The sequence below is a fragment of the Streptomyces sp. NBC_00887 genome (assembly GCF_045207585.1).
Genome location: NZ_CP108788.1, coordinates 1,346,237 through 1,372,603 on the forward strand (window position 1 = coordinate 1,346,237; position 26,367 = coordinate 1,372,603).

Annotated in this window: 23 protein-coding genes; 3 read left to right on the plus strand and 20 right to left on the minus strand. The window is 70.0% G+C overall.

Annotated features, from left to right (window positions below; translation table 11 throughout):
* Positions 1-249 precede the first annotated feature (249 nt).
* From carB to pyrR, 6 genes are all read right to left on the minus strand, one after another.
* Positions 250-3,558 carry a carbamoyl-phosphate synthase large subunit gene (carB, locus tag OG844_RS06065; RefSeq protein ID WP_406388615.1) on the minus strand — a complete coding sequence of 1,103 codons (3,309 nt, stop codon included), beginning with the start codon at positions 3,556-3,558 and terminating at the stop codon, positions 250-252.
* Positions 3,551-4,693 (minus strand): glutamine-hydrolyzing carbamoyl-phosphate synthase small subunit, encoded by a 1,143-nt coding sequence (gene carA / locus OG844_RS06070; protein ID WP_406388617.1) that lies wholly within the window; start codon positions 4,691-4,693, stop codon positions 3,551-3,553. Before carA ends, carB begins: the two co-directional genes overlap by 8 nt.
* Positions 4,690-5,277, minus strand: coding sequence for a hypothetical protein (locus OG844_RS06075; protein ID WP_406388619.1), 588 nt, complete (start codon positions 5,275-5,277; stop codon positions 4,690-4,692). Before OG844_RS06075 ends, carA begins: the two co-directional genes overlap by 4 nt.
* Positions 5,274-6,560, minus strand: a complete 1,287-nt coding sequence (locus tag OG844_RS06080) for a dihydroorotase (protein ID WP_406388621.1) — start codon at positions 6,558-6,560, stop codon at positions 5,274-5,276. The genes OG844_RS06075 and OG844_RS06080 overlap by 4 nt, the downstream gene beginning before the upstream one ends.
* A 2-nt stretch (positions 6,561-6,562) precedes the next feature.
* The gene (locus tag OG844_RS06085; protein WP_406388622.1) at positions 6,563-7,549 is read right to left on the minus strand and encodes an aspartate carbamoyltransferase catalytic subunit; all 987 of its coding nucleotides are present in this window, start codon (positions 7,547-7,549) and stop codon (positions 6,563-6,565) included.
* Between the two features lie 90 nt (positions 7,550-7,639).
* On the minus strand, positions 7,640-8,224 hold the full coding sequence (gene pyrR / locus OG844_RS06090; protein WP_329212938.1) for a bifunctional pyr operon transcriptional regulator/uracil phosphoribosyltransferase PyrR: 585 nt from the start codon (positions 8,222-8,224) through the stop codon (positions 7,640-7,642).
* 220 nt (positions 8,225-8,444) lie between these two features.
* Between pyrR and bldD the strand changes: the two genes are divergently transcribed.
* On the plus strand, positions 8,445-8,945 hold the full coding sequence (gene bldD / locus OG844_RS06095; protein ID WP_014157378.1) for a transcriptional regulator BldD: 501 nt from the start codon (positions 8,445-8,447) through the stop codon (positions 8,943-8,945).
* Positions 8,946-9,160: 215 nt separating this feature from the next.
* Here bldD and nusB read toward each other — a convergent pair whose 3' ends face one another.
* The 13 genes from nusB to OG844_RS06160 all read right to left on the minus strand — a co-directional run bounded on the left by nusB (position 9,161) and on the right by OG844_RS06160 (position 22,409).
* Positions 9,161-9,592, minus strand: a complete 432-nt coding sequence (gene nusB / locus OG844_RS06100) for a transcription antitermination factor NusB (protein WP_056787023.1) — start codon at positions 9,590-9,592, stop codon at positions 9,161-9,163.
* A 2-nt stretch (positions 9,593-9,594) separates the two neighbouring features.
* The gene (gene efp / locus OG844_RS06105; protein WP_031097761.1) at positions 9,595-10,161 is read right to left on the minus strand and encodes an elongation factor P; all 567 of its coding nucleotides are present in this window, start codon (positions 10,159-10,161) and stop codon (positions 9,595-9,597) included.
* A 49-nt stretch (positions 10,162-10,210) separates the two neighbouring features.
* Positions 10,211-11,317 carry a M24 family metallopeptidase gene (locus tag OG844_RS06110; RefSeq protein WP_406388624.1) on the minus strand — a complete coding sequence of 369 codons (1,107 nt, stop codon included), beginning with the start codon at positions 11,315-11,317 and terminating at the stop codon, positions 10,211-10,213.
* Between the two features lie 70 nt (positions 11,318-11,387).
* Complete coding sequence (locus tag OG844_RS06115; RefSeq protein WP_406388625.1) at positions 11,388-12,197, minus strand: Pro-rich N-terminal domain-containing protein; 810 nt, start codon at positions 12,195-12,197, stop codon at positions 11,388-11,390.
* A 115-nt stretch (positions 12,198-12,312) separates the two neighbouring features.
* Positions 12,313-12,756: a type II 3-dehydroquinate dehydratase gene (aroQ, locus tag OG844_RS06120; RefSeq protein WP_351172557.1), complete on the minus strand. Its 444-nt coding sequence runs from the start codon at positions 12,754-12,756 to the stop codon at positions 12,313-12,315.
* A complete protein-coding gene (gene aroB / locus OG844_RS06125; protein ID WP_406388626.1) occupies positions 12,753-14,399 on the minus strand; it encodes a 3-dehydroquinate synthase in 1,647 nt (548 codons plus the stop codon). Before aroB ends, aroQ begins: the two co-directional genes overlap by 4 nt.
* Positions 14,396-15,580 (minus strand): chorismate synthase, encoded by a 1,185-nt coding sequence (aroC, locus tag OG844_RS06130; protein WP_406388627.1) that lies wholly within the window; start codon positions 15,578-15,580, stop codon positions 14,396-14,398. Before aroC ends, aroB begins: the two co-directional genes overlap by 4 nt.
* 192 nt (positions 15,581-15,772) lie before the next feature.
* Entirely contained in the window at positions 15,773-16,615 is an 843-nt protein-coding gene (locus OG844_RS06135) for a shikimate dehydrogenase (protein WP_406388629.1), read from the minus strand.
* Positions 16,602-18,356 carry an endolytic transglycosylase MltG gene (gene mltG, locus OG844_RS06140; RefSeq protein ID WP_406388630.1) on the minus strand — a complete coding sequence of 585 codons (1,755 nt, stop codon included), beginning with the start codon at positions 18,354-18,356 and terminating at the stop codon, positions 16,602-16,604. The genes OG844_RS06135 and mltG overlap by 14 nt, the downstream gene beginning before the upstream one ends.
* Positions 18,357-18,456: 100 nt before the next feature.
* The gene (gene ruvX, locus OG844_RS06145) at positions 18,457-18,930 is read right to left on the minus strand and encodes a Holliday junction resolvase RuvX (RefSeq protein ID WP_356416382.1); all 474 of its coding nucleotides are present in this window, start codon (positions 18,928-18,930) and stop codon (positions 18,457-18,459) included.
* An 8-nt stretch (positions 18,931-18,938) separates the two neighbouring features.
* Positions 18,939-21,608 carry an alanine--tRNA ligase gene (gene alaS, locus OG844_RS06150; protein ID WP_406388632.1) on the minus strand — a complete coding sequence of 890 codons (2,670 nt, stop codon included), beginning with the start codon at positions 21,606-21,608 and terminating at the stop codon, positions 18,939-18,941.
* Positions 21,608-21,952: a DUF6167 family protein gene (locus OG844_RS06155; RefSeq protein WP_406388634.1), complete on the minus strand. Its 345-nt coding sequence runs from the start codon at positions 21,950-21,952 to the stop codon at positions 21,608-21,610. The genes alaS and OG844_RS06155 overlap by 1 nt, the downstream gene beginning before the upstream one ends.
* A gap of 7 nt (positions 21,953-21,959) precedes the next feature.
* Positions 21,960-22,409: a DUF948 domain-containing protein gene (locus OG844_RS06160; protein WP_406396016.1), complete on the minus strand. Its 450-nt coding sequence runs from the start codon at positions 22,407-22,409 to the stop codon at positions 21,960-21,962.
* Positions 22,410-22,637: 228 nt separating this feature from the next.
* Between OG844_RS06160 and OG844_RS06165 the strand changes: the two genes are divergently transcribed.
* A complete protein-coding gene (locus OG844_RS06165; protein ID WP_406388636.1) occupies positions 22,638-24,836 on the plus strand; it encodes an ATP-binding protein in 2,199 nt (732 codons plus the stop codon).
* A gap of 16 nt (positions 24,837-24,852) precedes the next feature.
* On the opposite strand, the gene rpsD is transcribed toward OG844_RS06165, so the two are convergent.
* Entirely contained in the window at positions 24,853-25,467 is a 615-nt protein-coding gene (rpsD, locus tag OG844_RS06170; RefSeq protein ID WP_073729460.1) for a 30S ribosomal protein S4, read from the minus strand.
* Between the two features lie 193 nt (positions 25,468-25,660).
* On the opposite strand from rpsD, the gene OG844_RS06175 reads away from it, so the two are divergent.
* Positions 25,661-26,362, plus strand: coding sequence for a DUF2470 domain-containing protein (locus OG844_RS06175; protein ID WP_406388638.1), 702 nt, complete (start codon positions 25,661-25,663; stop codon positions 26,360-26,362).
* Positions 26,363-26,367: the final 5 nt, after the last annotated feature.

A 26,367-nucleotide genomic window follows, 5' to 3' on the forward strand; every position in this document is an offset into this window, starting at 1 on the left:
TGTCCCCCCTGCTGGCGTCCTAGGGTCTTTCGTTCGGATCAGGCCGGATCAGGGAGCGGGGTCCGGTGCGTGCAGCTGCAAGGCGGAGGAGGGAGCCCACGCGATGGGGTCTCCTCTGCTCGAGCGAAGCCGAGAGCTCGGGGAAGTAAGCGACGACGACAACGCCGGAGGGGGTCCCCCCTGGCCCTTAAGGCCTTGGGGGAGTGCGTGCCGGACCCCGCGAGCCCGGCATGATCCGAACGGGAGGCCCTAGTCGCGGGCCGCGGTCAGATGTTCCGCGTGTTCCTGGAGGGAACGTACGCCGACGTCACCGTGGTTGAGCGCGTCGATGCCCTGGACGGCGGCGGCGAGCGCCTGGACCGTGGTGAGGCACGGCACCGACCGGGCGACGGCCGCGGTGCGGATCTCGTAGCCGTCGAGCCTGCCGCCCGTTCCGTACGGCGTGTTGACGATGAGGTCGACCTGGCCGTCGTGGATCAGCTGGACGATGGTCTTCTCGCCGTTGGGGCCCTCGCCCTCGGACTGCTTGCGCACGATGGTGGCGTTGATGCCGTTGCGCTTGAGCACCTCGGCCGTGCCGGACGTGGCCATCAGCTCGAAGCCGTGGGCGACGAGCTCGCGGGCCGGGAAGATCATCGAGCGCTTGTCGCGGTTGGCGACGGAGATGAAGGCGCGGCCCTTGGTGGGCAGCGGGCCGTACGCGCCGGCCTGCGACTTGGCGTACGCCGTGCCGAAGACCGAGTCGATGCCCATGACCTCACCGGTGGAGCGCATCTCCGGGCCGAGGACCGTGTCGACGCCGCGGCCGTGGATGTCGCGGAAGCGCGACCACGGCATGACGGCCTCCTTGACGGAGATCGGCGCGTCGAGCGGCAGGGTGCCGCCGTCGCCCTGCTTCGGCAGCAGGCCCTCCTCGCGCAGCTCGGCGACGGTCGCGCCCAGCGAGATGCGGGCGGCGGCCTTCGCGAGCGGGACCGCGGTCGCCTTCGAGGTGAAGGGGACGGTCCGCGAGGCGCGCGGGTTGGCTTCGAGCACGTAGAGGATGTCGCCGGAGAGCGCGAACTGGATGTTGATCAGGCCGCGTACGCCGACGCCCTTGGCGATGCCCTCGGTCGAGGCCCGCAGGCGCTTGATGTCGAAGCCGCCGAGCGTGATCGGGGGCAGTGCGCAGGCGGAGTCGCCGGAGTGGATGCCGGCCTCCTCGATGTGCTCCATGACGCCGCCGAGGTACAGCTCGGTGCCGTCGTAGAGCGCGTCGACGTCGATCTCGATCGCGTCGTCGAGGAAGCGGTCGACCAGGACCGGCCGGGTGGGGCTGATCTCGGTGGACTCGGCGATGTACGAGGAGAGGCGCGCCTCGTCGTACACGATCTCCATGCCGCGGCCGCCGAGCACGTACGACGGGCGTACGAGGACGGGGTAGCCGATCTCGTCGGCGATGGCCTTGGCCTCGGAGAACGTGGTCGCCGTGCCGTGCTTCGGGGCGGGCAGACCGGCCTCGGCGAGGACCCGGCCGAAGGCACCGCGGTCCTCGGCGGCGTGGATGGCCTCCGGGGAGGTGCCCACGATCGGCACGCCGTTGTCCTTGAGCGCCTGCGCCAGGCCGAGCGGGGTCTGGCCGCCGAGCTGGACGATGACACCGGCGATCGGGCCCGCGAGGGACTCGGCGTGCACGATCTCCAGGACGTCCTCGAGGGTGAGCGGCTCGAAGTACAGCCGGTCGGAGGTGTCGTAGTCCGTGGAGACGGTCTCCGGGTTGCAGTTGACCATCACGGTCTCGTAGCCCGCGTCGCTCAGTGCGAAGGAGGCGTGGACGCAGGAGTAGTCGAACTCGATGCCCTGGCCGATGCGGTTCGGACCGGATCCGAGGATGATCACCGCGGGCTTGGTGCGGGACGCGACCTCGCTCTCCTCGTCGTAGGAGGAGTAGAAGTACGGCGTGTTGGCGGCGAACTCCGCGGCACAGGTGTCCACCGTCTTGTAGACCGGGCGGATGCCCAGGGCGTGCCGTACCTCGCGCACGACGTCCTCGCGCAGACCGCGGATCTCGCCGATCTGGGCGTCGGAGAAGCCGTGCCGCTTGGCCTCGGCGAGCAGCTCGGTGTCGAGGCGCTCGGCGGCGGCCAGCTCGTCGGCGATCTCCTTGATCAGGAAGAGCTGGTCGACGAACCAGGGGTCGATCTTCGTGGCGTCGAAGACCTCTTCCTGGGTGGCGCCGGCGCGGATCGCCTGCATGACGGTGTTGATGCGGCCGTCCGTGGGGCGGACCGCCTCGGCGAGCAGCTCGGCCTTGTCGCCGGGCTCGCCGGTGAAGGCGAACTGCGAGCCCTTCTTCTCCAGGGAGCGCAGGGCCTTCTGCAGCGCCTCGGTGAAGTTGCGGCCGATCGCCATGGCCTCGCCCACCGACTTCATGGTGGTGGTGAGGGTGGAGTCGGCGGAGGGGAACTTCTCGAAGGCGAAGCGCGGGGCCTTCACGACGACGTAGTCGAGGGTCGGCTCGAAGGAGGCCGGCGTCTTCTCGGTGATGTCGTTGGGGATCTCGTCGAGCGTGTAGCCGACAGCCAGCTTGGCGGCGATCTTGGCGATCGGGAAGCCGGTGGCCTTCGAGGCGAGCGCCGAGGAGCGGGAGACGCGCGGGTTCATCTCGATCACGATGACCCGGCCGTCGGTCGGGTCGATGGCGAACTGGATGTTGCAGCCGCCGGTGTCGACACCGACCTCGCGGATGATCGCGATGCCGATGTCGCGCAGCCGCTGGTACTCGCGGTCGGTGAGGGTCATCGAGGGGGCGACGGTGATCGAGTCACCGGTGTGGACGCCCATCGGGTCGAAGTTCTCGATGGAGCAGACGACCACGACGTTGTCGTTCTTGTCGCGCATCAGCTCCAGCTCGTACTCCTTCCAGCCCAGGATGGACTCCTCCAGGAGCACCTCGGTGGTCGGCGAGAGCGTGAGGCCCTGTCCGGCGATGCGGCGCAGCTCGTCCTCGTCGTGGGCGAAGCCGGAACCGGCGCCGCCCATGGTGAAGGACGGGCGGACGACGACGGGGTAGCCGCCGAGGGTGTCGACGCCCTCGATGATGTCGTCCATGGTGTGGCAGATGACGGAGCGGGCGGACTCGCCGTAACCGATCTTCGCCTTGACGGCTTCGACGACGCCCTTGAAGAGGTCGCGGTCCTCGCCCTTGTTGATGGCCTCGACGTTGGCGCCGATGAGCTCGACGCCGTACTTCTCCAGGACACCGTTCTCGTGCATGGAGATCGCGGTGTTGAGCGCGGTCTGGCCGCCCAGCGTCGGGAGGAGCGCGTCGGGGCGCTCCTTGGCGATGATCTTCTCGACGAACTCGGGGGTGATCGGCTCGACGTACGTGGCGTCGGCGATCTCCGGGTCGGTCATGATCGTGGCCGGGTTGGAGTTGACCAGGATGACGCGCAGGCCCTCGGCCTTGAGAACGCGGCAGGCCTGGGTGCCGGAGTAGTCGAATTCGGCGGCCTGCCCGATGACGATCGGGCCGGAGCCGATGACCAGGACGGACTGGATATCGGAGCGCTTAGGCACGCTGGCCCTCCATCAGGGTAACGAAACGGTCGAAGAGGTACGCGGCGTCGTGCGGGCCTGCAGCTGCTTCGGGGTGGTACTGGACGCTGAAGGCGGGCCGGTCCAGGAGCTGGAGGCCTTCGACGACCTGGTCGTTCAGGCAGACGTGGGAGACCTCGGCGCGGCCGAACTCGGTGTCGGAGACCTTGTCGAGGGGGGCGTCGACGGCGAAGCCGTGGTTGTGCGCGGTGACCTCGACCTTGCCGGTCGTGCGGTCCTGCACGGGCTGGTTGATGCCGCGGTGGCCGTACTTCAGCTTGTACGTGCCGAAGCCCAGTGCGCGGCCCAGGATCTGGTTGCCGAAGCAGATGCCGAAGAGCGGGGTCTTCCGCTCCAGGACGCCCTGCATGACGGAGACGGGGTGGTCGGCGGTCGACGGGTCGCCGGGGCCGTTGGAGAAGAAGACTCCGTCGGGCTTCACCGCGTACACCTCGTCGAGGGTGGCGGTGGCGGGCAGGACGTGCACCTCGATGCCGCGCTCGGCCATGCGGTGCGGGGTCATGCCCTTGATGCCGAGGTCGATCGCGGCGACGGTGAACTTCTTGGTGCCGATCGCCGGGACGACGTACGTCTCCTTGGTGGCGACCTCGGCGGCGAGGTCGGCGCCGCTCATCTCGGGCGCCTGGCGCACCTTGGCGAGCAGTATGCCCTCGTCCGCGATGGCGTTGCCGGAGAAGATGCCGACGCGCATCGCGCCGCGCTCGCGGAGGTGGCGGGTCAGCGCACGGGTGTCGATGCCGCTGATGCCGACGATGCCCTGGCTGACGAGCTCCTCGTCCAGCGAGCGCCGGGAGCGCCAGTTGGAGGGCTTGCGGGCGGGGTCGCGGACGACGTATCCGGCGACCCAGATCTGCTTCGACTCGGCGTCGTCGTCGTTCACACCGGTGTTGCCGATGTGCGGGGCGGTCATCACGACGACCTGGCGGTGGTACGAGGGATCGGTCAGCGTTTCCTGGTAACCGGTCATGCCGGTGGAGAACACCGCTTCGCCGAAGGTCTCCCCCACGGCCCCGTAGGCGCGGCCGCGGAAGGAGCGGCCGTCCTCCAGGACGAGTACGGCGGGAGCTTTGTCGGCTCCCCGGGTGGAGATCGTCATCGTGCGGTGCCTTCCGTAGTGCTGGTGAGGTGGTTGACGGCGTCGACCCAGGCCGGGTGCTCGGCGGCGTGGTCGGAGCGGAAACCGGAGTCGATCAGCCTGTCGCCGTGCGCCCAGGTGATGACCAGGAGGCCGCCCTCGGGGAGGACCTTGCCGGCGAGCGCCTTGTCGAGCCGGGCCTCGCGCAGTGCGGCGGCGGGGACGAAGAAGTCGGCCGCGCCGGGGCGTACGACGTCGAGGCCCTGCTCCGTGAGGGTGAGTTCCACCCGGCTGCGGGTGCCGAGGCCGTGGGCGACGATGCGGTCGAGCCACTGTCCCGCAGTGGTCGACGCGTGGTAGCGGCCGGTCAGCGTGAGCAGCTTCTCGCCGTCCGCGAATCCTTCGGGGGCCGTGGCGAGCTCGGGCAGATCGGACTGGAGGCTGCCGCGCCACTTCCACCCCTGGCGCATCAGCCAGTAGACGAAAGCGATGAAGACGACCAGTCCGAGGACCCAGCTGATGCGGGCGGACCAGTCGGTCACCTCCGCCGACTTCTGCTCGGCGGCCAGCTGGTACAGCTGATAACTGGGGTTGAGTGTTGTCACGCGAGCTTCCCGTCGACGACCGTGGCACGGCCCCGCAGGAAGGTGTGGGTCACTCGGCCCGGCAGCTCGCGACCCTCGTACGGAGTGTTGCGGCTGCGGGACGCGAAGCCCGCGGGGTCCACGGCTCCACGGTATGCCGGATCGACCAGTGTGAGGTTGGCGGGCTCACCCGCCGAGACGGGCCGGCCGTGTCCTTCGAGCCGGCCGATGGCCGCGGGACGGAACGACATGCGGTCGGCGACGCCCGCCCAGTCGATGAGACCGGTGTCCACCATCGTCTGCTGGACCACGGACAGCGCGGTCTCCAGGCCCACCATGCCCATGGCGGCGGCGGCCCACTCGCAGTCCTTGTCCTCGTGCGGGTGCGGGGCGTGGTCGGTGGCGACGCAGTCGATCGTGCCGTCGGCGAGCGCCTCGCGCAGGGCCATCACGTCGGCCTCGGTGCGCAGCGGCGGGTTCACCTTGTAGACGGGGTCGTAGGTCCGTACGAGCTCGTCGGTGAGGAGCAGGTGGTGCGGGGTGACCTCGGCGGTGACGTTCCAGCCCTTGGACTTGGCCCAGCGGACGATCTCCACGGAGCCGGCGGTCGAGAGGTGGCAGATGTGCACCCGGGAGTCGACGTGGGCGGCGAGCAGTACGTCGCGGGCGATGATCGACTCCTCGGCGACGGCGGGCCAGCCGCCGAGACCGAGCTCGGCCGAGACGATGCCCTCGTTCATCTGGGCGCCCTCGGTGAGGCGGGGCTCCTGCGCATGCTGGGCGACGACGCCGTCGAACGCCTTCACGTACTCCAGGGCGCGTCGCATGATCACCGCGTCGTCGACGCACTTGCCGTCGTCGGAGAAGACCTTCACTCCGGCGGCGGAGTCGTGCATGGCTCCGAGCTCGGCGAGCTGCTTGCCCTCCAGGCCGACGGTGACGGCGCCGATGGGCTGCACGTCGCAGTAGCCGGACTCCTTGCCGAGCCGCCAGACCTGCTCGACGACGCCCGCGGTGTCGGCTACGGGGAATGTGTTGGCCATGGCGTGGACGGCGGTGAAGCCGCCGACGGCCGCGGCCCGGGTGCCGGTGAGCACCGTCTCGGAGTCCTCGCGGCCGGGCTCGCGCAGGTGCGTGTGCAGGTCGACGAGGCCGGGCAGCAGGACCTGGCCCGCGGCCTCGATCACGGTGGCGTCGCCGGCGTCGAGTCCGGTGCCGACCGCGGAGATGGTCTCGCCGTCGATGAGGACGTCCTGGGGCTCGCCGCCGAGGACCTTCGCACCGCGGATAAGGATCTTGCTCATGGTTACTTGTTCTCCTCGGTACGGTTGTGAACGGCGGGAGCGGCGGGCTCGGAGCCGCCGAGCAGCAGGTAGAGCACGGCCATGCGGATCGACACGCCGTTGGCGACCTGCTCGACGACCGTGCAGCGGTCGGAGTCGGCGACGTCGGCGGTGATCTCCATGCCGCGGACCATCGGGCCGGGGTGCATGACGATGGCGTGCTCGGGCATGCGCGCCATGCGCAGGCCGTCCAGGCCGTAGCGGCGCGAGTACTCGCGCTCGGTCGGGAAGTACGCGGCGTTCATCCGTTCGCGCTGCACACGGAGCATCATCACCGCGTCGGACTTCGGCAGCACCTCGTCGAGGCTGTAGCTGACGTCGCAGGGCCACTGCTCGACACCGACGGGCACCAGGGTGGGCGGGGCCACCAGGGTGACGTGCGCGCCGAGCGTGGTCAGCAGGTGGACGTTGGACCGGGCCACCCGGCTGTGCAGGATGTCGCCGACGATCGTGATGCGGCGGCCTTCGAGGTCCCGGCCGAGCCCCGCGTCGGCTCCGACCAGCCTGCGGCGCATCGTGAAGGCGTCCAGCAGTGCCTGGGTGGGGTGCTCGTGCGTGCCGTCGCCCGCGTTGACGACGGCCCCGTCGATCCAGCCCGATGTCGCGAGGCGGTACGGAGCCCCCGAGGCGCCGTGCCGGATGACGACGGCGTCGGCGCCCATCGCCTCCAGGGTCAGGGCGGTGTCCTTGAGGGACTCGCCCTTGGAGACGGACGAGCCCTTCGCGGAGAAGTTGATGACGTCGGCGGACAGCCGCTTGGCGGCGGCCTCGAACGAGATGCGGGTGCGCGTCGAGTCCTCGAAGAAGAGGTTGACGACGGTACGGCCGCGCAGGGTGGGGAGCTTCTTGATCGGCCGGTCCGCGACCCGGGCCATTTCCTCGGCGGTGTCGAGGATCAGGACGGCGTCGTCGCGGGTGAGATCTGCGGCCGAGATGAGGTGACGCTTCATCTGGGGTTCTCCGTGGATGGTGGAGGGATCAGGCATGCGGGCGTGCGGAAGCTGCCGTACGGCCACTGGAGCGGCGTACGGGGCGCGGAGCTACTGCTCGCCCGCCGGGACGGTCTGCTTGACGCCGAGCAGCACGGCGTCGCGGCCGTCCTCCTCGGCGAGCTGGACCTTGACCGTCTCCCGCAGCGACGTGGGGAGGTTCTTGCCGACGTAGTCGGCACGGATCGGGAGTTCACGGTGGCCGCGGTCGACGAGGACCGCGAGCTGCACGGCGCGTGGACGGCCGATGTCGCCGAGCGCGTCGAGTGCGGCGCGGATCGTGCGGCCGGAGAAGAGCACGTCGTCGACCAGGACGACGAGCCTGCCCTCGATGCCCTCACCGGGGATCTCCGTGCGGGCAAGGGCGCGCGCGGGGCGCATCCTCAGGTCGTCGCGGTACATCGTGATGTCGAGCGATCCGACCGGCGTCTTCCGGCCGGTGATCTCTTCGAGTTTCCCGGCGAGCCGGGAGGCGAGGTAGACCCCCCGCGTCGGGATGCCGAGGAGCACCACGTCGTCGGCGCCCTTGGCGCGTTCGACGATCTCGTGGGCGATTCGGGTCAGTACCCGGGCGATGTCGGGAGCCTCGAGAACGGGGCGTGCCGCATTGCCGTGGTCGTCATGCTGTGCGTCCATAAGAAACGGACCTCCTTCTCCGCCTCACTGGACGGACGTTAAAGGACGTCGAAATTGCGTCATCCACGTTACCAGGGCTTGTGCGAGCCCCGACCCCGCCCCCGGGAGGTGGCAGTCCGGACCTTTCAGCTTGACGCATCCAAGTAACGCTGCGTAACCTCACAGTGAGTTACCAGCCACGCGGCGGAGCCGCAGAATGTTCCAGCGTCCGGGGAGCCTTATGTCCAGCGAATACGCAAAACAGCTCGGGGCCAAGCTCCGCGCCATCCGCACCCAGCAGGGCCTCTCCCTCCACGGCGTGGAGGAGAAGTCGCAGGGCCGCTGGAAGGCCGTAGTGGTCGGTTCGTACGAGCGCGGCGACCGCGCCGTGACCGTGCAGCGCCTTGCCGAGCTGGCGGATTTCTATGGCGTCCCGGTGCAGGAGCTCCTGCCCGGCACGACGCCCGGCGGTGCTGCCGAGCCGCCGCCGAAGCTCGTCCTCGACCTGGAGCGCCTCGCCCACGTCCCGCCGGAGAAGGCCGGACCGCTGCAGCGTTACGCGGCGACGATCCAGAGCCAGCGCGGCGACTACAACGGCAAGGTGCTCTCGATCCGCCAGGACGATCTGCGCACGCTGGCCGTGATCTACGACCAGTCGCCGTCCGTGCTCACGGAGCAGCTGATCAGCTGGGGCGTTCTGGACGCCGACGCGCGCCGCGCAGTGGCCCACGACGAGGGCTGACAGCCGCAGCAGAAACGTACCGCCGGGTAGGCGGGGGCCCTCGCGGGCACCCCGCCGGCCCGGCGTTTCCGTTCCCGGCGCCTTTCCGTTTCCGGGGCGGCTCGCACCTCGGCAGGTGTGGGGCGCGGCCCTGCCGGGCGGGGTGGCGGCGCCGGGCACGCCGAAGGGCCCACAGCTCGCGCCATGGGCCCTTCGTTCGGCTGAACACCGCCGGGCTACTGCTCCCGGCGGAGGTTCGGCTTGAGATCCTTGAAACGGGCCAGCAGGCCGTTCACGAAGGACGGGGAGTCGTCCGTGGAGAACTCCTTGGCGAGCTGGACCGCCTCATCGATCACCACGGCGTCCGGGGTCGAGTCCATCCAGATCAGCTCGTACGCGCCGAGCCTGAGGATGCTCCGGTCGACGACCGGCATGCGGTCGATCTCCCAGTCCACGGCATAGGTGACGATGAGGTCGTCGATGCGGTCCGCGTACTGCGCGTACCCCTCGACGAGCTCCATGGTGAATTCGCCGACCGGCGGCTGACGGTCGTCGGTCCGCGAGAGCCGAACCCAGTCCGCGAGGACCGTCTGCACGGACTCACCGCGCTGGTCGGCCTCGAAGAGGATCTGGAAGGCGCGCTTGCGGGCCTTGTTCCGGGCAGCCACGGTTAGCTGTTCACCCGGCCGAGGTAGTCGCCCGTACGGGTGTCGACCTTGATCTTCTCGCCGGTGGTGATGAAGAGCGGGACGCCGATCTCGTAGCCCGTCTCCAGGGTGGCGGGCTTGCTGCCACCGGTGGAGCGGTCACCCTGGACACCCGGGTCGGTGTGCTGGATCGTCAGCTCGACCGCGGCCGGCAGCTCGACGTAGAGCACCTCGCCCTCGTGCTGCGCGACCGAAGCGGTGAAGCCCTCGATCAGGAAGTTGGCGGCGTCGCCGACAGCCTTGCGGTCGACCATCAGCTGGTCGTACGTGTTCATGTCCATGAAGACGAAGTACTCGCCGTCCATGTACGAGAACTGCATGTCTCGGCGGTCAATGGTGGCCGTTTCGACCTTCACGCCGGCGTTGAACGTCTTGTCGACGACCTTGCCGGAGAGCACGTTCTTGAGCTTGGTACGCACGAAAGCCGGGCCCTTGCCGGGCTTGACGTGCTGGAACTCGACGACGGACCAGAGCTGGCCTCCGTCGAGCTTGAGCACCAGGCCGTTCTTGAGGTCGTTCGTGGAAGCCACGGTTGCGGAATCTCCTGGACTGAAGCTGGTGGACGACAAAGGATGCGCGCTAGAGCGCGAGCAGCTCCTTGGTCGTAATGGTGAGTAGCTCGGGTCCGCCGTCCGCCTCGGGGCGCACGACGAGCGTGTCATCGATCCGGACACCGCCCCGGCCCGGGAGGTGGACCCCCGGTTCGACGGTGACCGGCACACAAGCGTCCAGTTTACCCATGGCTGTCGGTGCCAGCTGCGGGTCCTCGTCGATTTCGAGCCCTACCCCGTGCCCGGTCCATGCCTGGAGGCCCTCCGTGTGACCCGCCGATTCCAGCAGATGACGGGCCGCGTGGTCCACGTCACGGTAGGCGGCACCGGGCACGAGAGCCTCCCGCCCGGCCCGCTGAGCGGCGAAAACAAGGTCGTACAGCTCGATCTGCCATGCGGCGGGAGCGGTCCCGATGACGAACGTCCGACCGATCTCGCACCGGTAGCCGCGATAGTTCGCACCCAGGCAGACGGAGAGAAAATCGCCTTCCTCCACCCTCCGGTCCGAGGGCCTGTGACGCCCCTGGCCGGAATTGGGGCCGGTTCCGACGGAAGTGGAGAAGGCGGGGCCGTCCGCTCCGTGGTCCACCAGGCGGCGCTCCAGCTCCAGGGCGAGGTGCCGCTCGGTGCGGCCCACCAGGATGGATTCGAGGAGCTCTCCGAGGGCCTGGTCGGTGATCTCGGCGGCGATCCGCAGACAGGCGATCTCCTCCTCGTCCTTGACGACCCGCAGCTGCTCCACGGTGAAGCCGAGATCGGCCAGGCGGAGGCGGGGGGCGACGGAGCCCATGGCTCGGTGCCGGGCGACGGTGAGGTCGTGCTCCTCGACGGCGAGGGATTCCGCGTCGAGGGAGAGAGCCAGATCCGCGGCGGCGACGACGGGGTCCCCGTCGGGCGCGGGCAGCACCGTCAGCCGCAGTTGTTCGTCGGGGCGCCCGTGGGCGGGATCGCCCGTCGGGGCACGGGGGCAGAGCAGGACGTCCTGTCCGGGGCCGAGCAGCAGCACGGCGCCGGGCGGGGCCCCGCCCGCGAGATAGCGGACGTTGGCGGGGCGGGAGACCAGGGCCGCAGCGGATCCGGCGGCGGCGTACCGGTCGCGGAGCAGCCCGCGTCGGACGGCGTACACCTCTGACATGTTCCGAGCCTACGAGCGCGGGCGGCGGGCCGCCCGGTCAGCGCATCCGACCGGGGCGCGGCACCCGCGGCTACCAGGTGGGCGGGCTGGCTATGGAGCGGGCGAGCACGTCGTCCAGGACCCTGGCGGTGGTCTCGACGTCGTACGTGGAGTTGTCGATGATCGGCAGGCCGGAGCCGTACCAGCCGGCCATCCGGCCGTGGATCCGGGCGACTTCCTCGTCGGACAGGCGCCGGTTGCCGCTGCGGGCCGCGTTGCGCTCCAGGACGACCTCCAGGCCGGGCAGGAGGACGACGGGCAGCAGGCCGGGGCCGACATGGCGCTTCCAGCCCCCCAGGCCGACGACGGGCCGGTCAGGGAAGACCGCGTCGTCGAGGATGCACGAGATGCCGTTGGCCAGGAAGTTACGGGCGGCGAAGCCGCAGGTGCGGCGTGCCAGCCGGTACTGCGCCTCGGAGTGGTCGTTCCAACCGGCCTGCGGGTCGGCGAAACCCGAGCAGACCCATTCGCGGACGTCGTCGAGGGAGACATGCGCGGTCGGGACGCGTCGGCGGCCCGCCCAGAGCTTGGCGACCGTCGTCTTGCCGGCCCCCGCCGGGCCGATCAGCAGCACGGCCAGGGTCGCGGTGCCGGTGCCCGCCTCGGCGGGCGGCGCGGGCAGCGGAACGGGCCCGCCCGGTGGGAGCTGGATGTGCCCGGTGGTCTCCCGCGAGGGAGGGGAAGGGGCGTGCTGGGGTGCGGGGCCGGTCCAGCCCTGCCCCTGGGGGGCGGGAGGTATCGGCGGCGGCCCCGGCGGACCGGGGTGCTGGGCCTCCTGCGTCCACGGCCCGTTTCCGGGACCGTGGGGCGGCGGCAGCGGGGCCCCCACTGCGTGCTGCATCCGGTGCCACTCCGTCTCGTGCAGGCAACTGGCGCTGGTCGACGGCAACCGTACCTTCCTGGGCCGCCACCGAGTGAACGGCCCAGGGAGGCACGAAGTGCCCGTTGACAGTCCGTCAGGCCGTCAACTCGTCGGACAGGGCGCGCAGGGCGAGTCGGTAGGAGCCGATACCGAATCCGGCCACGGTGCCGGTGGCCACCGGGGCGACCACCGAGGTGTGGCGGAATTCCTCCCGTGCGTACGGATTCGAGATGTGCACCTCGATCAGCGGAGCGGTGCGCTGAGCGGCCGCGTCGCGCATGCCGTACGAGTAGTGGGTGAAAGCGCCCGGGTTGAGAACGACCGGAATCGATCCGTCGGCTGCCTCGTGGAGCCAGCGGATCAGTTCGCCCTCGTCATTGGTCTCGCGGACGTCGACGTCGAAGCCGAGCTCCTTGCCGACGGTACGGCAGGTGTCGACCAGACCCGCGTACGACGTCGCCCCGTACACGTCGGGCTCGCGGGAGCCGAGCCGTCCGAGATTCGGGCCGTTGAGCACGAGGACCCTGCGGGTGGTCATGCGGAGACCTCCCCGTAGGCGGCGAGGAGGACCGCCGGGTCGGGTCCCTCGAGCACGGTGGGCTTCCCGATGCCGTCCAGGACGATGAAGCGCAGCAGATCGCCGCGCGACTTCTTGTCGACCTTCATGTTCTCCAGGAGCTTGGGCCACTGGTCGCCGCGGTAGGTGAGCGGCAGTCCGACGGACTCCAGGACGGCGCGGTGCCGGTCGGCGGTGGCGTCGTCGAGGCGTCCGGCGAGCCGGCCCAGTTCGGCGGCGAAGACCATGCCGATCGAGACGGCGGCGCCGTGGCGCCACTTGTAGCGCTCGTTCTTCTCGATGGCGTGGGCCAGGGTGTGCCCGTAGTTGAGGATTTCCCGGAGTCCGGACTCCTTGAGGTCGCTGGAGACGACCTCGGCCTTGACCCGGATGGAACGCTCGATCAGCTCGGCGGTGTGCGGTCCGGCGGGCGTGCGGGCGCCCTGCGGGTCGGCCTCGACGAGGTCGAGGATGACCGGGTCGGCGATGAAGCCGGCCTTGATGATCTCGGCCATGCCGGAGACGTAGTCGTTGACCGGCAGCGAGTCGAGCGCGGCGAGGTCGCAGAGCACTCCGGCGGGCGGGTGGAAGGCGCCGACGAGGTTCTTGCCCTCGGCGGTGTTGATACCGGTCTTGCCGCCGACGGCCGCGTCGACCATCGCGAGCACCGTCGTCGGCACGGCGATCCAGCGGACCCCGCGCAGCCAGGTGGCGGCGACGAAGCCCGCCACGTCGGTGGTGGCGCCACCGCCGACACCGACGATGACGTCCGTGCGGGTGAAGCCGGTCTGGCCGAGCGCCTTCCAGCAGTAGGCCGCGACCTCGACGGTCTTGGCCTCCTCGGCGTTCGGCAGCTGGATCGCGATGGCCTCGTAGCCCTGGTCGGCCAGGTCCTGGCGGACCGCCTCACCGGTCTCGGCGAGCGCTTCGGGGTGCAGGACGGCGACCCTCCTGGCGCGGTCGCCGATGAGGTTCGCCAGCTCGCCGAGGAGCTGGCGGCCGACGAGCACCTCGTACGGGTCGGTACCCGCCGTGCCGGCGATCTGGATGCGCGTGGTGCCCTGCTCGGTCATACGTGTGTTCTCCCGGCCGGACAGCGGGGACTCGCCCGTGCGCTCCGGCAGTTCCAGTGCGTCGAGGACCGCCTGGGCGACCTCTTCGGGGGTGCGTTCATCAGTGGCGACGACGGAGCGGGCCACCTCTTCGTAGAGATGGCGCCTGGCCTCCATCAGCTCGCGCCACTGCCGTCGCGGGTTGACGGCGAGCAGGGGCCGGGCGGTGTTCAGCCCGACCCGTTTGACGGCCTCGTCCACGTCCATCGACAGGTAGACGACGGGGTGGCCTGCGAGCAGCTCACGCGTCGTCCCGTCGAGCACCGTTCCGCCGCCGAGGGAGAGGACGCCCCGGTGCTGGGCCATGGCGTCCCGCACCGCCTGCCGTTCCAGCGCCCGGAAGTGCTCCTCGCCCTCGTCGAAGAAGATCTCGGAGATCGCCTTGCCCGCCGTGGCCACGACATCCGCGTCGGTGTCCCGGTAGGTCGTGCCGAGGCGCTCGGCGAGCAGCTCGCCCACCGTGGACTTGCCGACCCCCATGGGGCCGACGAGGACGATCAGCGGGCCGCTCACCGGATCTGCATGTGGGAGAGGTACGACTGCACGTTGCGGTGGGTCTCCGCGACGCTGTCGCCGCCGAACTTCTCCGCGACCGCGTCGGCCAGGACCAGTGCGACCATCGCCTCGGCGACGATCCCGGCGGCCGGGACGGCACAGACGTCGGAGCGCTGGTGGTGGGCCTGGGCCGCCTCACCGGTGACGACGTCGATGGTGGCGAGCGCGCGGGGCACCGTGGCGATCGGCTTCATCGCGGCCCGGACCCGCAGCAGCTCACCCGTGGTCAGGCCGCCCTCGGTGCCGCCGGAACGGCCGGAGGTGCGCCTGATCCCGTCCGCGGTGGCCACGATCTCGTCGTGCGCCTTGGAGCCCGGTACCCGGGCCAGGTCGAAGCCGTCGCCGACCTCGACGCCCTTGATGGCCTGGATGCCCATCAGAGCGGCGGCGAGCCGGGCGTCGAGCCGACGGTCCCAGTGCACGTGCGAACCGAGACCGACGGGCACGCCGTACGCGAGCACCTCGACGACTCCGCCGAGGGTGTCGCCGTCCTTGTGGGCCTGGTCGATCTCCGCGACCATCGCCTTCGACGCGTCGGCGTCCAGGCAGCGCACGGGGTCGGCGTCGAGCCGCTCGACATCGGACGGCTTGGGGCAGACGCCGTAGGGCGCCTTGGCCGCGGCCAGCTCGACGACGTGGGAGACGATCTCGATGCCCGCGGTCTCCTTGAGGTAGGAGCGGGCGACGGCGCCGAGGGCGACACGGGCCGCGGTCTCCCGGGCGCTGGCGCGCTCCAGGATCGGCCGGGCCTCGTCGAAGCCGTACTTCTGCATCCCGGCGAGGTCGGCGTGACCGGGCCGGGGCCGGGTCAGCGGGGCGTTACGGGCCTGCGCGGCCAGTACGTCGGGGTCGACCGGGTCGGCCGACATGACCTGCTCCCACTTGGGCCACTCGGTGTTGCCCACCATCACGGCGACGGGCGAACCCATGGTCAGACCGTGCCGGACGCCGCCGAGGAAGGTGACCTCGTCCTTCTCGAACTTCATCCGAGCGCCGCGCCCGTAACCGAGCCGTCGCCGGGCGAGCGCGTCCGCCACCATCTCCGTGGTGACCGGGATGCCGGCGGGAAGACCCTCCAGCGTCGCCACCAGTGCGGGGCCGTGCGACTCTCCCGCGGTCAGCCAGCGCAACCTGCTCAACGGTGCTCCTCATGCTCGCGCCTGAAAACTGCAACGGCGCGACCGGGTGCGCGGCCCTGGCCCGCCACCCCGATCCTCCCACGCCCGGGGGCGCGAACCACCCGCCGGTCCAGCAGACGGACCGTTCCGGCGCCCGACGCGGTCCCGCGCGCGGGACGAAGGGTCCCGACGTGCACGTCGCTTCGCGCGGCGTCAGTGCTCGCGCGCCGCGAGGGCTTCCTCGCCCGCCGCGCGCATCGCGGCCAGCGGGCCGGGGCTTCGTCCGGTCATCTGCTCCACCTGGAGGACGGCCTGATGGACGAGAAGATCGAGACCCGCGACCACGGTCCCTTCCGCTGCTGACCAGCGGGCGGCGAGCGCGGTCGGCCACGGCTCGTAGAGCACGTCGAACAGGGTGCCCGGGGCAGCCGGTACCGCGTCCGCCAGAGCGTCCGTGGTGCCGGCGGGGGTGGTGGCGATCACCAGCGGGGCCCGCAGCGCCTGCTCCGCCGACGCCCAGTCGGCGACCCGGACATCGACGCCGAGGCGGTCGCCCCAGCCGCGCATCTCGTCTCCGCGTTCCCTGCTGCGGACGTAGACGGTGACCGGTCCGGTACAGATCGCGGCGAGTGCGGCGACGGCCGAGGACGCGGTCGCTCCGGCGCCGAGTACGGCGGCGGACTCCACCTTCTCGACTCCGCGTTCGTGCAGTGCAGCGATCATTCCGGGGATGTCGGTGTTGTCGCCGACCCGACGGCCGTCCTCGGTGAACACGACGGTGTTGACCGCCTCGACCGAGGCTGCGGTCTCACTGATCTCGTCGAGCAGCGGAATGATCGCCCGCTTGAGCGGCATCGTCAGGGAAAGTCCGGCCCAGGAGGAGTCCAGGCCCTCGACGAAGCCCGCAAGCCCGGCCTCGTCCACGTCGAAGCGGTCGTACGACCATGTATCGAGGCCGAGTTCCGCGTACGCGGCCCGGTGCAGGGCCGGGGAGAGCGAATGGGCGATCGGCGAGCCGAGGACGGCCGCGCGGCGGCGTCCGTCAGTCGAGGCCATGCTGTTCCTTGAACTTGTCATTGAGCTTTTCGTGCTCAGCAACCGTCTTGGTGAAGTCGGTCTTCTTGCCGTCGAGCGAAATGAAGAACATCCAGCCGTCGGCCGTCGGATTGAGCGTGGCCCTGATCGCTTCCTCGCCCGGATTGCTGATCGGTCCGGGGGTCAGGCCGGCGTGGAAATAGGTGTTGTACGGATCGTCGTTGCTCCGGATCTCACCGAGATCGATCTTGATCTTGCTCTGCTTCTTCAGGTAATTGAACGCGGAGTCGAACTCGAGCTTCCGATTCGTGATCGTGTTGTCCGGCTTCAGGCGGTTGTAGACAACCTCCGCCATCTTGCGGAAGTCATCGTGCGTGAGGCCCTCCGCCTGGACGAGGCTGGCCACCGTGAGCACCTGCCACGGGCCGTCCAGGTTGTACTTCTTGGCCGCCGCTTCGAGGTCGAGCTTCTTGTATTCCGCGTTCGCCCGATCGACCATCTTCTTCAGGACGACCTCAGGCTTCGTCCCCTGGGAGACCGGATAGGCGGCCGGGTAGAGGAATCCTTCCAGCGGATCCTTGAGGACCGGGCCGTCCTCCACCCAGTCGGGCAGTCCGAAGCTTCCCGCCTTGGTCTTGGCGACGCCCGCCGTCGTGCCCGCCTTGATCTTCAGCTTCGTGTCGATCAACTGGTAGATGGCAGCGTTCCGCCATCCCTCCGGAATCACCAGAGCATTCTTGCTCGTCGGGGACAGCATGAGATCCACTGCACTGTCCCCGGACATCTCCTTCTTCAGGAGATAAACACCGGCCTGAATGGACTTCCCCTTGGGATTCCCGTTCTGGGCCGAAATGAAGGCGTCGGCCGACTTCACGACGCCCGCCTTCTTCAGAATGTTCGCGATCTCCGCCCCGAGAGCGCCTTCCGGGATCTCCACCTCGACCTCGCCCGAACCGCTGCCCGCGAAATCGGGGGCCTCGCCGAACTGACTCTTGTAGTACGAGTAGCCGAAGTAGGTGGCTCCGCCGAGGCCGCCCACGAGGATCAGGGAGACGACCAGGCAGGCGCAGCCGCTGCGGCTCTTCTTCTTGCCTTTGCCCCGGCGGGGCTCGCGCGGCTCGTCGTCGTAGTCGTCACCGTCCCGGGAGTCGCGGGGGTTCCGGGAATCGCGGCCCTCGTCGGGCTCGTCCGCACCCGTGAAGAAAGGATGCGTCTCCTCCTGAGGCTCATCCGGATCCCAGTCCGGGTTCTGCCGCTGAGGCTGCTGAGGCTCGGGCGCCTGCTCGCGGCGGCCCGGGGGCTGCGGCGGGGGGTAGGCCTCGGCCGTGCCGTAGTAGTCGGCCTGCTCGCCGTAGCCGCCCGGGGCGTTGCCGTACGGCGGCTGGGGCTGCGGCTCGTACGGCATCGCGGCGTGCTGGCCCGTGTCCCAGCCGCCGTTGTACTGGGGCTGCTGGGGCTGCTGGGGCTGCTGGGGCTGCTGCTGGGCGTACGGGTCCTGCGGGTAGCCCTGCTGGGGGTGCTGCTGGGCATACGGGTCCTGCTGGTGCGCGTACGGGGCCTGCTGCTGGGTATAAGGGTCCTGCGGGTAGCCCTGCTGGGGCTGCTGCTGGGCATACGGGTCCTGCGCATAGGGCTGCTGCTGGCTGTCGTACTGGCCCTGGCCGTGGGCAGCCTGTCGGCCGCCTTCCCACCCCTGGTCCCCGTACAAGGGGTCCTCGGGGTGCCACGGTTCGGAGCCGGGGCCCCGGCCATACTCAGTCATCGATCCCCTTGAGCCGCGAGACGACGTTCCGTCTCTTCGCTTCGCTGTGCGGTGTTTGTTCGAACACCGACGCATCGCGCGGAACGTTACCGTATCGCGATCAGACAACCACTTCGACGCCCTCGCCGGGAGCCTGCCCCGAGGCCCGTTCGGACTCCAGAGCGTTCTGAAGGATCACCACAGCGGCAGCCTGGTCGATGACAGACCGGCCCTTCTTGGACTTCACGCCCGAAGCACGGAGCCCCTGAGTGGCCGTCACTGTGGTCATCCTCTCGTCCACCAATCGCACCGGAATGGGTGCGACCGAGCGGGCGAACACCTGGGCGAAGGCCCGGACCTTCGCCGCGGCGGGACCTTCGCCACCGCCCAGTGAGCGGGGCAGACCGACGATGACCTCGATCGGCTCGTACTCCTCGACGATCTGGCCGAGCCGCCGGTGGGCGGCCGGGACGTCGCGTCCCGGCACGGTCTCCACCGGCGTGGCGAGGATCCCGTCGGGGTCGCACGAGGCGACCCCGATACGGGCGTCACCGACGTCGATGGCGAGTCGACGTCCACGGCGCATCTGCGTCATCTCCGGTGTCACGCCGTCTCGGTGACGAGGCGTTCGACAGCGGCGACGGCGTCACCGATGGCGTCCGGGTTCTGGCCGCCGCCCTGCGCGACGTCCGGCTTGCCGCCGCCACCGCCACCGAGGGTCTTGGCGGCGGTACGGACCAGGTCACCGGCCTTGAGGCCGCGTTCGCGTGCGGCCTCGTTGGTGGCGATCACGGTCAGCGGGCGTCCGTTGGCCGTGGCGAACAGGGCCACGACGGCCGGCCGGCCGCCCTGGATGCGTCCACGCACGTCCAGGACGAGCTTGCGCAGGTCGTCGGCCGAGGTGCCGTCCGGGACCTGTCCGGTGACCAGGGCGACGCCCCGGACGTCCTTGGCCGAGTCGACCAGCCCGGCGGCGGCCGCCAGGACCTTCTCCGCGCGGAACTTCTCGATCTCCTTCTCGGCGTCCTTCAGCTTGCCGAGCATGCCGGCGATCTTCTCCGGGAGCTCCTCGGACCGGCCCTTGACCAGTTCCTGGAGCTGGGCGACGACCGTGTGCTCCTTGGCGAGGAAGTTGTACGCGTCGACACCGACCAGGGCCTCGATACGGCGCACACCGGAACCGATCGACGACTCGCCGAGGAGCTTCACCAGGCCCAGCTGGGAGGTGTTGTGGACGTGCGTGCCGCCGCACAGCTCCTTGGAGAAGTCGCCGATGGTGACGACCCGGACCCGCTCGCCGTACTTCTCGCCGAACTCGGCGATGGCGCCCTGCTTCTTGGCCTCGTCGATCGACATGACGTCGGCCTGGACGTCGAGCTCCCGTGAGAGGACCTCGTTGATCCTCTGCTCGACGTCGGTGAGGACCGTGCCGGGTACGGCGGCGGGCGAGCCGAAGTCGAAGCGGAAGCGGCCGGGCGAGTTCTCCGAACCGGCCTGGGCGGCCGTCGGGCCGAGGGCGTCGCGCAGCGCCTGGTGCGTGAGGTGCGTGGCGCTGTGGGCGCGGGCGATGGCGCGGCGGCGCGTGTTGTCGATGGCGGCGTACACGGAGGCACCGACCGTCACCTCACCGACCTGGACGACGCCCTTGTGCACGTGGACGCCGGGGACCGGCTTCTGTACGTCGCGGACCTCGATGACGGCGCCGGTGTCGAGCCGGATCCGTCCCTGGTCGGCGATCTGGCCGCCGCCCTCGGCGTAGAACGGGGTGCGGTCCAGGACGACCTCGACCTCGTCGCCCTCGGTGGCGGCCGGCGAGGGGACACCGTCGACGAGGAGACCGACGATCGTCGACTCGCCCTCGATGGAGGTGTAGCCGGTGAACTCGGTGGCGCCGGACCTGTCGGCGACCTCGCGGTAGGCGGACAGGTCGGCGTGACCGGTCTTCTTGGCGCGGGCGTCGGCCTTGGCCTTGTCCCGCTGCTCCTGCATCAGGCGGCGGAAGCCCTCCTCGTCGACGGAGAGGCCCTGTTCTGCGGCCATCTCCAGCGTGAGGTCGATCGGGAAGCCCCAGGTGTCGTGGAGCAGGAACGCCTTGTCGCCGGCGAGGACCTGGCCGCCGGCGGCCTTGGTCTCCGTGACGGCGGTCTCGAGGATGTTCGTGCCGCCCTTGAGGGCCTTGAGGAAGGCGGCTTCCTCGGACAGGGCGACGGTCTCGATGCGCTTGCGGTCGGTGATGAGCTCCGGGTACTGCTCGCCCATCGTGTCGATCACGACGTCGACCAGGTCGCGGGCGACCGGTCCGGTGGCGCCCATGAGCCGCATGTTGCGGATGGCGCGGCGCATGATGCGGCGCAGCACGTAGCCGCGGCCCTCGTTGCCGGGAGTGACGCCGTCGCCGATGAGCATCACCGACGTGCGGATGTGGTCGGCGACGACGCGCAGGGAGACGTCCGAGCCCTGCTCGGCTCCGTAGCGCACGCCGGTGAGCTCGGTGGCCTTGTCCATGACGACGCGCAGGGTGTCGGTCTCGTACATGTTCTGTACGCCCTGAAGGATCATGGCGAGGCGCTCGAGGCCGAGACCGGTGTCGATGTTCTGCGACGGCAGGTCGCCGAGGATCGGGAAGTCCTCCTTGCCGTCGCCGGCACCCCGCTCGTACTGCATGAAGACCAGGTTCCAGATCTCCACGTAGCGCTCGTCGTTGACGGCGGGGCCGCCCTCGACGCCGAACTCCGGGCCGCGGTCGTAGTTGATCTCGGAGCACGGGCCGCAGGGACCGGGGACGCCCATGGACCAGAAGTTGTCCTTCTTGCCCAGGCGCTGGATGCGCTCGGCCGGAACGCCGATCTTCTCGCGCCAGATCTGCTCGGCCTCGTCGTCGTCCAGGTAGACGGTGATCCACAGACGCTCGGGGTCGAGGCCGAAGCCGCCGTCCTCGACGGAGTTGGTCAGGGCCTCCCAGGCGTACTGGATGGCCCCTTCCTTGAAGTAGTCCCCGAAGGAGAAGTTGCCGCACATCTGGAAGAACGTGCCGTGCCGGGTGGTCTTGCCGACCTCTTCGATGTCCGGCGTACGGACGCACTTCTGGACGCTGGTGACGCGCGGGGCGGGCGGCTTGACCTCGCCGAGGAAGTACGGCTTGAAGGGGACCATGCCCGCGGGGACCAGCAGCAGAGTCGGGTCGTCCGCGATGAGCGACGCCGAAGGCACGACGGTGTGACCGCGCTCCTCGAAGAAGCTCAGCCAGCGGCGGCGAATTTCAGCCGACTCCATTAGTGGTCCTCATTCCGGTTGTTCGAGTTGTAGGGGAGCTTGCGGTGGGTGGCGTCGCGGCCCGGGTCGGCCGCTTCGACTGCGTAATGGGCGCGTACCGGGAGTTCGGGGTCGACAGGTGCGTCGAGGCCCAGCGCCCCGCCCAGTTCGGCCTCGCGCCGGACCATGCCCTCGCGCACGTCGAGAGCGAAGTCCTTCAGCCTGTGACCCGCCTCGATCGCCTTGTTCGCGGCCTGGGCCGCGAGGCTCTCGGGAGTCAGCTGCCTGATCTTGCGGTTGACCTTGGTGGTGGCCCAGACGCCGGCGGCTGCGCCGGCGGTGAACCAGAACGTACGGCGGAACATCGCTGCGTCAGTCCTTCTGTCCACGGGAGCTGCGGCCGCTCCGCTTCCTGCTGCGGGCGGACGGCACGGTACGGCCGACGATCACGGTGCGGCGGGAGGTCCGGGGGGCCGGCTCCGGTTCCGGAGCGGTCCGGCGGCCGAGCGCCTGGCGTACCCCGTAGCCGAACGCGGCGACCTTCACGAGCGGCCCGCCGAACGTCGAAGCGACGGTGGTGGAGAGCGCGGAGGCGTTGGAGGTGACCTCCTGCACGTCGCTCGCGATGGCGTCGACCTTGTCGAGCTGGGTCTGCGCGGAGCGCAGGGTCGCGGAGGCGTCGGCGAGCAGCGGAACCGCCTGCTCGGTCACGTCCGCCACCAGCTCGGTGGTCGCCCTGAGCGTCTGGGCCAGCCTCACCAGCACCACGGCGAGGAACGAAACCAGGATCGCCCAGAAGACGGCCACCAGGATCCCGGCCACCTCTCCACCGGACACAGTGCACCGCTCCCTGCTCGTCGATTGCCCCGGCCGGGGCTTGTCTCTGCCTGTCTCGGGTCGGCCGGTGTGTGCTGCCACCACAGCCGGTCCTCGTCCCTCGACCCTATCGCGCCGGGCGTCAGGCCCTGTACCGCATTACGGGCGGGCGGGGCGAGCGCGGAGGCGGGGAGATTGTACGGAGAGCTTATGTGCCAGTACTCTGCGTGTTTCATGCGACGCCCTCAGCGCCCCTCCCCCGCACCCGACGACGCCGAACCCTCGCCCGCCGCCGTCCACGGAAACCTCCCTGCCGAACTGAACACATTCGTGGGACGCGAGGACGAGCTGGCCCGGCTGGGGCTGCTGCTGGACGAGTCCAGGCTGGTCACGGTCGCCGGGGTGGCCGGGGTCGGCAAGACCCGTTGTGCCGTCCGGATCGCGGCACTCACGGAGAAACGGTACTGCGACGGGGTGTGGATCGCCGAGCTGTCGGCCATCCACGATCCGGCGCTGCTCGAGCACGCGTTGGTCGACGCCCTGGGCCTCACCGATCACACCAAGAGGCCGCCACGCACCACGCTGGTGGAGCACTGCGCCGAGCGTCAACTTCTGCTCGTGATCGACGGCTTCGAACATCTCATCGATTCATGTGCCGAGCTGGTGGGCGAACTGCTGCGCAGGGCACCGCGGCTGCAGATCCTCGCCGCCGGACGCCGTCCCCTGCGCGTGGACGGCGAGGTCACCTTCGCGCTGGCGCCGATGGCGGACGAGGACGCCCTGGAGCTCTTCACCCACCGGGCCCGGGCCGTACAGCCGGGGTTCCGGCTGACGGCCGACAACCAGGAGTCCGCACGTGAGCTGTGCCGGCGCCTCGACGGAATCCCGCTCGCGCTCGAACTGGCCGCCGGGCGGCTGCGGGCCCTGTCCGTGGAGCAGGTCCTCCAGCGGCTGGACGACCGCTTCCGGCTGCTGACCGGCGGCAGCCGGAGCGCGTTGCCCCGCCATCAGACCCTGCGTACGGCCATCGGCTGGAGCCACGAACTGTGCGCCCCGGAACAGCGCCTGTTGTGGGCGCGGCTTTCGGTGTTCGCCGGGCAGTTCGACCTGGAGGCCGTCGAGTACATCTGCAGCGGTCCCGACCTGCCGGTGGACTCGGTGCTCGACGTTCTGGACGAGCTGCTCGCGCAGTCCGTCGTACTGCGGGAGGACTCGCCGGTGGGCAGTCGGTACCGGCTGCTGGACACCGTGCGGGAGTACGGCGCCGAGTGGCTGGGCGCGACCGGCGACACCGAACGGCTGCGCCGCAGGCACCGGGACTGGTTCCTGGGGCTCGCCACCTGGTGCGAGCTCGACTGGTTCAGCCCCCGGCAGGCCGCGGCGGCCGCCCGCATCGACAGCGAGCTGCCCAATCTGCGCCGGGCGATGGAGTGCTCGATGGAGAGCCCCGACGAGGTCCACCTCGCCCAGTACCTGGCGGGCACCCTCTGGTTCTACTGGGCGGGCTGCGGCCGGCTCTCGGAGGGGCGCCACTGGCTGGACCACGTCCTGGAGGAGGAGTCGCCCTACGATCCGTCGCGGCTGAAGGCCCTGTGGGTGCTGGGTTATGTGGCGGTGCTGCAGGGCGACGCGATCGGCGCGGTCTCGGCCCTGCAGGAGTGCCGGGAGGAGGGCGAGCGCTCGGGGGACGCCTCCGCGGTGGCCTACGCGGTGCACCGCACCGGCTGCCTGGCGATCGTCACGGACGATCTGGTCCGCGCCGAGGAGCTGCTGCGCGAGGCCCTGGCGCGCTACCGGGAGATCGGTGAGCTCAACAGCAATGTACTGATGGCCCAGATCGAGCTGGCGATGGCCGTGGCCTTCGGCGGGGACCTGGACGGGGCGGCGGAGATCTGTGACGAGGTCCGCGAGATCTGCGAGGACCACGGGGAGCGCTGGGCTCTTGCCTACGCTCTGTACGTACTGGCCTATGCGGCTCTGCAGCGGGGGCGCACGACGCGGGCGCGGCAGATGCTCGGCGAAGCACTGTCCATCGCGCACACGTTCCACGACCTGCTCGGCACGGTCCTCTCGTTGGAGCTGATGGCCCTGCTGACCGCCGTCGAGGGCGACGCCGCGGAGGCCGCCGTCCTGCAGGGCGCCGCGGACCGGGTCTGGCCCTCGGTGGGCCTTCCCCTGTTCGGCTCGGCGTACTACGGCAGGCCGCGCGCCGACTGCGAGGCACGGGCCCGCAACGTGCTCGGCGATGTGCGGTACGAGGCGGAGCGGCGCACGGGAAGCCGGCTGGACACGACGGCCGCGGTGGCGCGGGCGCTCGGCGAGGTGGCCCACGTCCGTCCGGGCGGGGAGGGGACACGCGGTGTGGCGGCGCCCGGGGAAACGCGAAGGCCCGCCGCCTCCCGGACAACAGGGAGGGGCGGGCCCGAGCTGTGAGGTAGCTACGCCTGGATCAGCGGGCGTAGTACTCGACGACGAGCTGCTCGTCGCAGATGACCGGAATTTCCTTGCGGTTCGGGTCACGGTCCAGGCGGAAGGCCAGGGCCTTCAGGTTCACCTGGAGGTAGCGCGGGGTCTCACCGTCGGTGTCGTAACCACCCTCGCGGGCCACCTGGAAGGGGACCTTGGCGCGGCTGCGCTCGCGGACCTGCACGACGTCGTCGGGGCGCACGCGGAAGGACGGCTTGTCGACCTTGCCACCGTTGACCTCGATGTGGCCGTGGACGACCATCTGGCGGGCCTGGTAGATGGTGCGGGCGATGCCCGAACGCAGGACCAGGGCGTCGAGGCGGCGCTCGAGCTCGACGACCAGCGCCTCGCCCGTCTTGCCTTCGGCCTTCTTGGCGCGGTCGTAGGCACGCGCCATCTGGCGCTCGCTGATGTCGTACTGCGCGCGGAGACGCTGCTTCTCGAGCAGACGGACCTTGTAGTCCGAGTTCTGCTTGCGGCCACGGCCGTGCTCGCCCGGCGGGTAGGGGCGGGCTTCGAAGTACTTGACAGCCTTCGGCGTCAGGGCGATGCCGAGGGCACGCGACTTCTTGACCTTGGGACGCGACTGGTTAGGCACGTTCTCCAGACCTCCGTTGTAGGTTAAGTTAGGTAAGGCTTACCTTACTCAAGGAGATCGCATGTCTCGCCCTGGGAACACCACTCACGTCACGGACAGCACAGACAGCGGCAGCACACCAGAAGGTGCTGCTACGACGGAAGGCCGATCTGATCGTGGTCAGCCGCGTCCCAGCGGGCTTGAAAACACTCGGATGCCGTCAGCAGCCGAGCGCACACGTTCTCTCGTACAGAGTACCTGCTCCGCGGCACTGCTCGTACCGGGGCTGGATGTGATCCCTCCCGACCTCCTGGTACCGGACTCCAGGTACATCGGCCCCGACGGGGATCTGTTCCTCCGGTTCCCAGCCGACTCACCGGTCGTGCGGGCCGCGACACACGCCCAGGGTGACGAGCTCACCGCCGTACTGGAGATCACCGACGTCGCACCGGTCTCGGTCCCGCACCGGATCCGCGGCCGAGCCCGGATCGCCGGCTGGCTGACCCGGCCACCGGGCCTGGCCGAGCCCGGCCGGATGATGCTCAGGCTGGAGGTCGGGGAGGCGGCCATCGACGACCTGTGGGGCGCGGAGGACATCGAGCCCGAGGCGTTGCGCGACGCGGACGCCGATCCGCTCGTCAGCCACGAGGCCGAGCTGCTCCAGCATCTGCACGCGGCCCACGGCGAGCAGATGGAGACCTTGTCCACGCTGCTCGGCGAACGGACCGCGGACACCCGCTCGGCTCGGCGGACCGCCGCCGTCCCGGTCGCGCTCGACCGCTTCGGTCTCCGGGTCCGGTTCGTCGAGGACGGCGGGGACTGCTTCGACGCACGATTCGAGTTCCCGGACCCCGTCCGCGATGTCAGCGAGCTGCGCCGCGCCATGTACACGCTCTTCGAGGCGGCTTCCTGCTGAACCGC

What these genes read in the sequence shown, in the direction of transcription:
- carA (WP_406388617.1), bottom strand. Translation starts at nt 4,693, where the DNA reads ATGACGATCTCCACCCGGGGAGCCGACAAAGCTCCCGCCGTACTCGTC.
- OG844_RS06080 (WP_406388621.1), bottom strand. Translation starts at nt 6,560, where the DNA reads ATGAGCAAGATCCTTATCCGCGGTGCGAAGGTCCTCGGCGGCGAGCCC.
- OG844_RS06085 (WP_406388622.1), bottom strand. Translation starts at nt 7,549, where the DNA reads ATGAAGCGTCACCTCATCTCGGCCGCAGATCTCACCCGCGACGACGCC.
- pyrR (WP_329212938.1), bottom strand. Translation starts at nt 8,224, where the DNA reads ATGGACGCACAGCATGACGACCACGGCAATGCGGCACGCCCCGTTCTC.
- bldD (WP_014157378.1), top strand. Translation starts at nt 8,445, where the DNA reads ATGTCCAGCGAATACGCAAAACAGCTCGGGGCCAAGCTCCGCGCCATC.
- OG844_RS06110 (WP_406388624.1), bottom strand. Translation starts at nt 11,317, where the DNA reads ATGTCAGAGGTGTACGCCGTCCGACGCGGGCTGCTCCGCGACCGGTAC.
- OG844_RS06115 (WP_406388625.1), bottom strand. Translation starts at nt 12,197, where the DNA reads ATGCAGCACGCAGTGGGGGCCCCGCTGCCGCCGCCCCACGGTCCCGGA.
- aroQ (WP_351172557.1), bottom strand. Translation starts at nt 12,756, where the DNA reads ATGACCACCCGCAGGGTCCTCGTGCTCAACGGCCCGAATCTCGGACGG.
- OG844_RS06135 (WP_406388629.1), bottom strand. Translation starts at nt 16,615, where the DNA reads ATGGCCTCGACTGACGGACGCCGCCGCGCGGCCGTCCTCGGCTCGCCG.
- mltG (WP_406388630.1), bottom strand. Translation starts at nt 18,356, where the DNA reads ATGACTGAGTATGGCCGGGGCCCCGGCTCCGAACCGTGGCACCCCGAG.
- ruvX (WP_356416382.1), bottom strand. Translation starts at nt 18,930, where the DNA reads ATGACGCAGATGCGCCGTGGACGTCGACTCGCCATCGACGTCGGTGAC.
- alaS (WP_406388632.1), bottom strand. Translation starts at nt 21,608, where the DNA reads ATGGAGTCGGCTGAAATTCGCCGCCGCTGGCTGAGCTTCTTCGAGGAG.
- OG844_RS06155 (WP_406388634.1), bottom strand. Translation starts at nt 21,952, where the DNA reads ATGTTCCGCCGTACGTTCTGGTTCACCGCCGGCGCAGCCGCCGGCGTC.
- OG844_RS06165 (WP_406388636.1), top strand. Translation starts at nt 22,638, where the DNA reads ATGCGACGCCCTCAGCGCCCCTCCCCCGCACCCGACGACGCCGAACCC.
- OG844_RS06175 (WP_406388638.1), top strand. Translation starts at nt 25,661, where the DNA reads ATGCCGTCAGCAGCCGAGCGCACACGTTCTCTCGTACAGAGTACCTGC.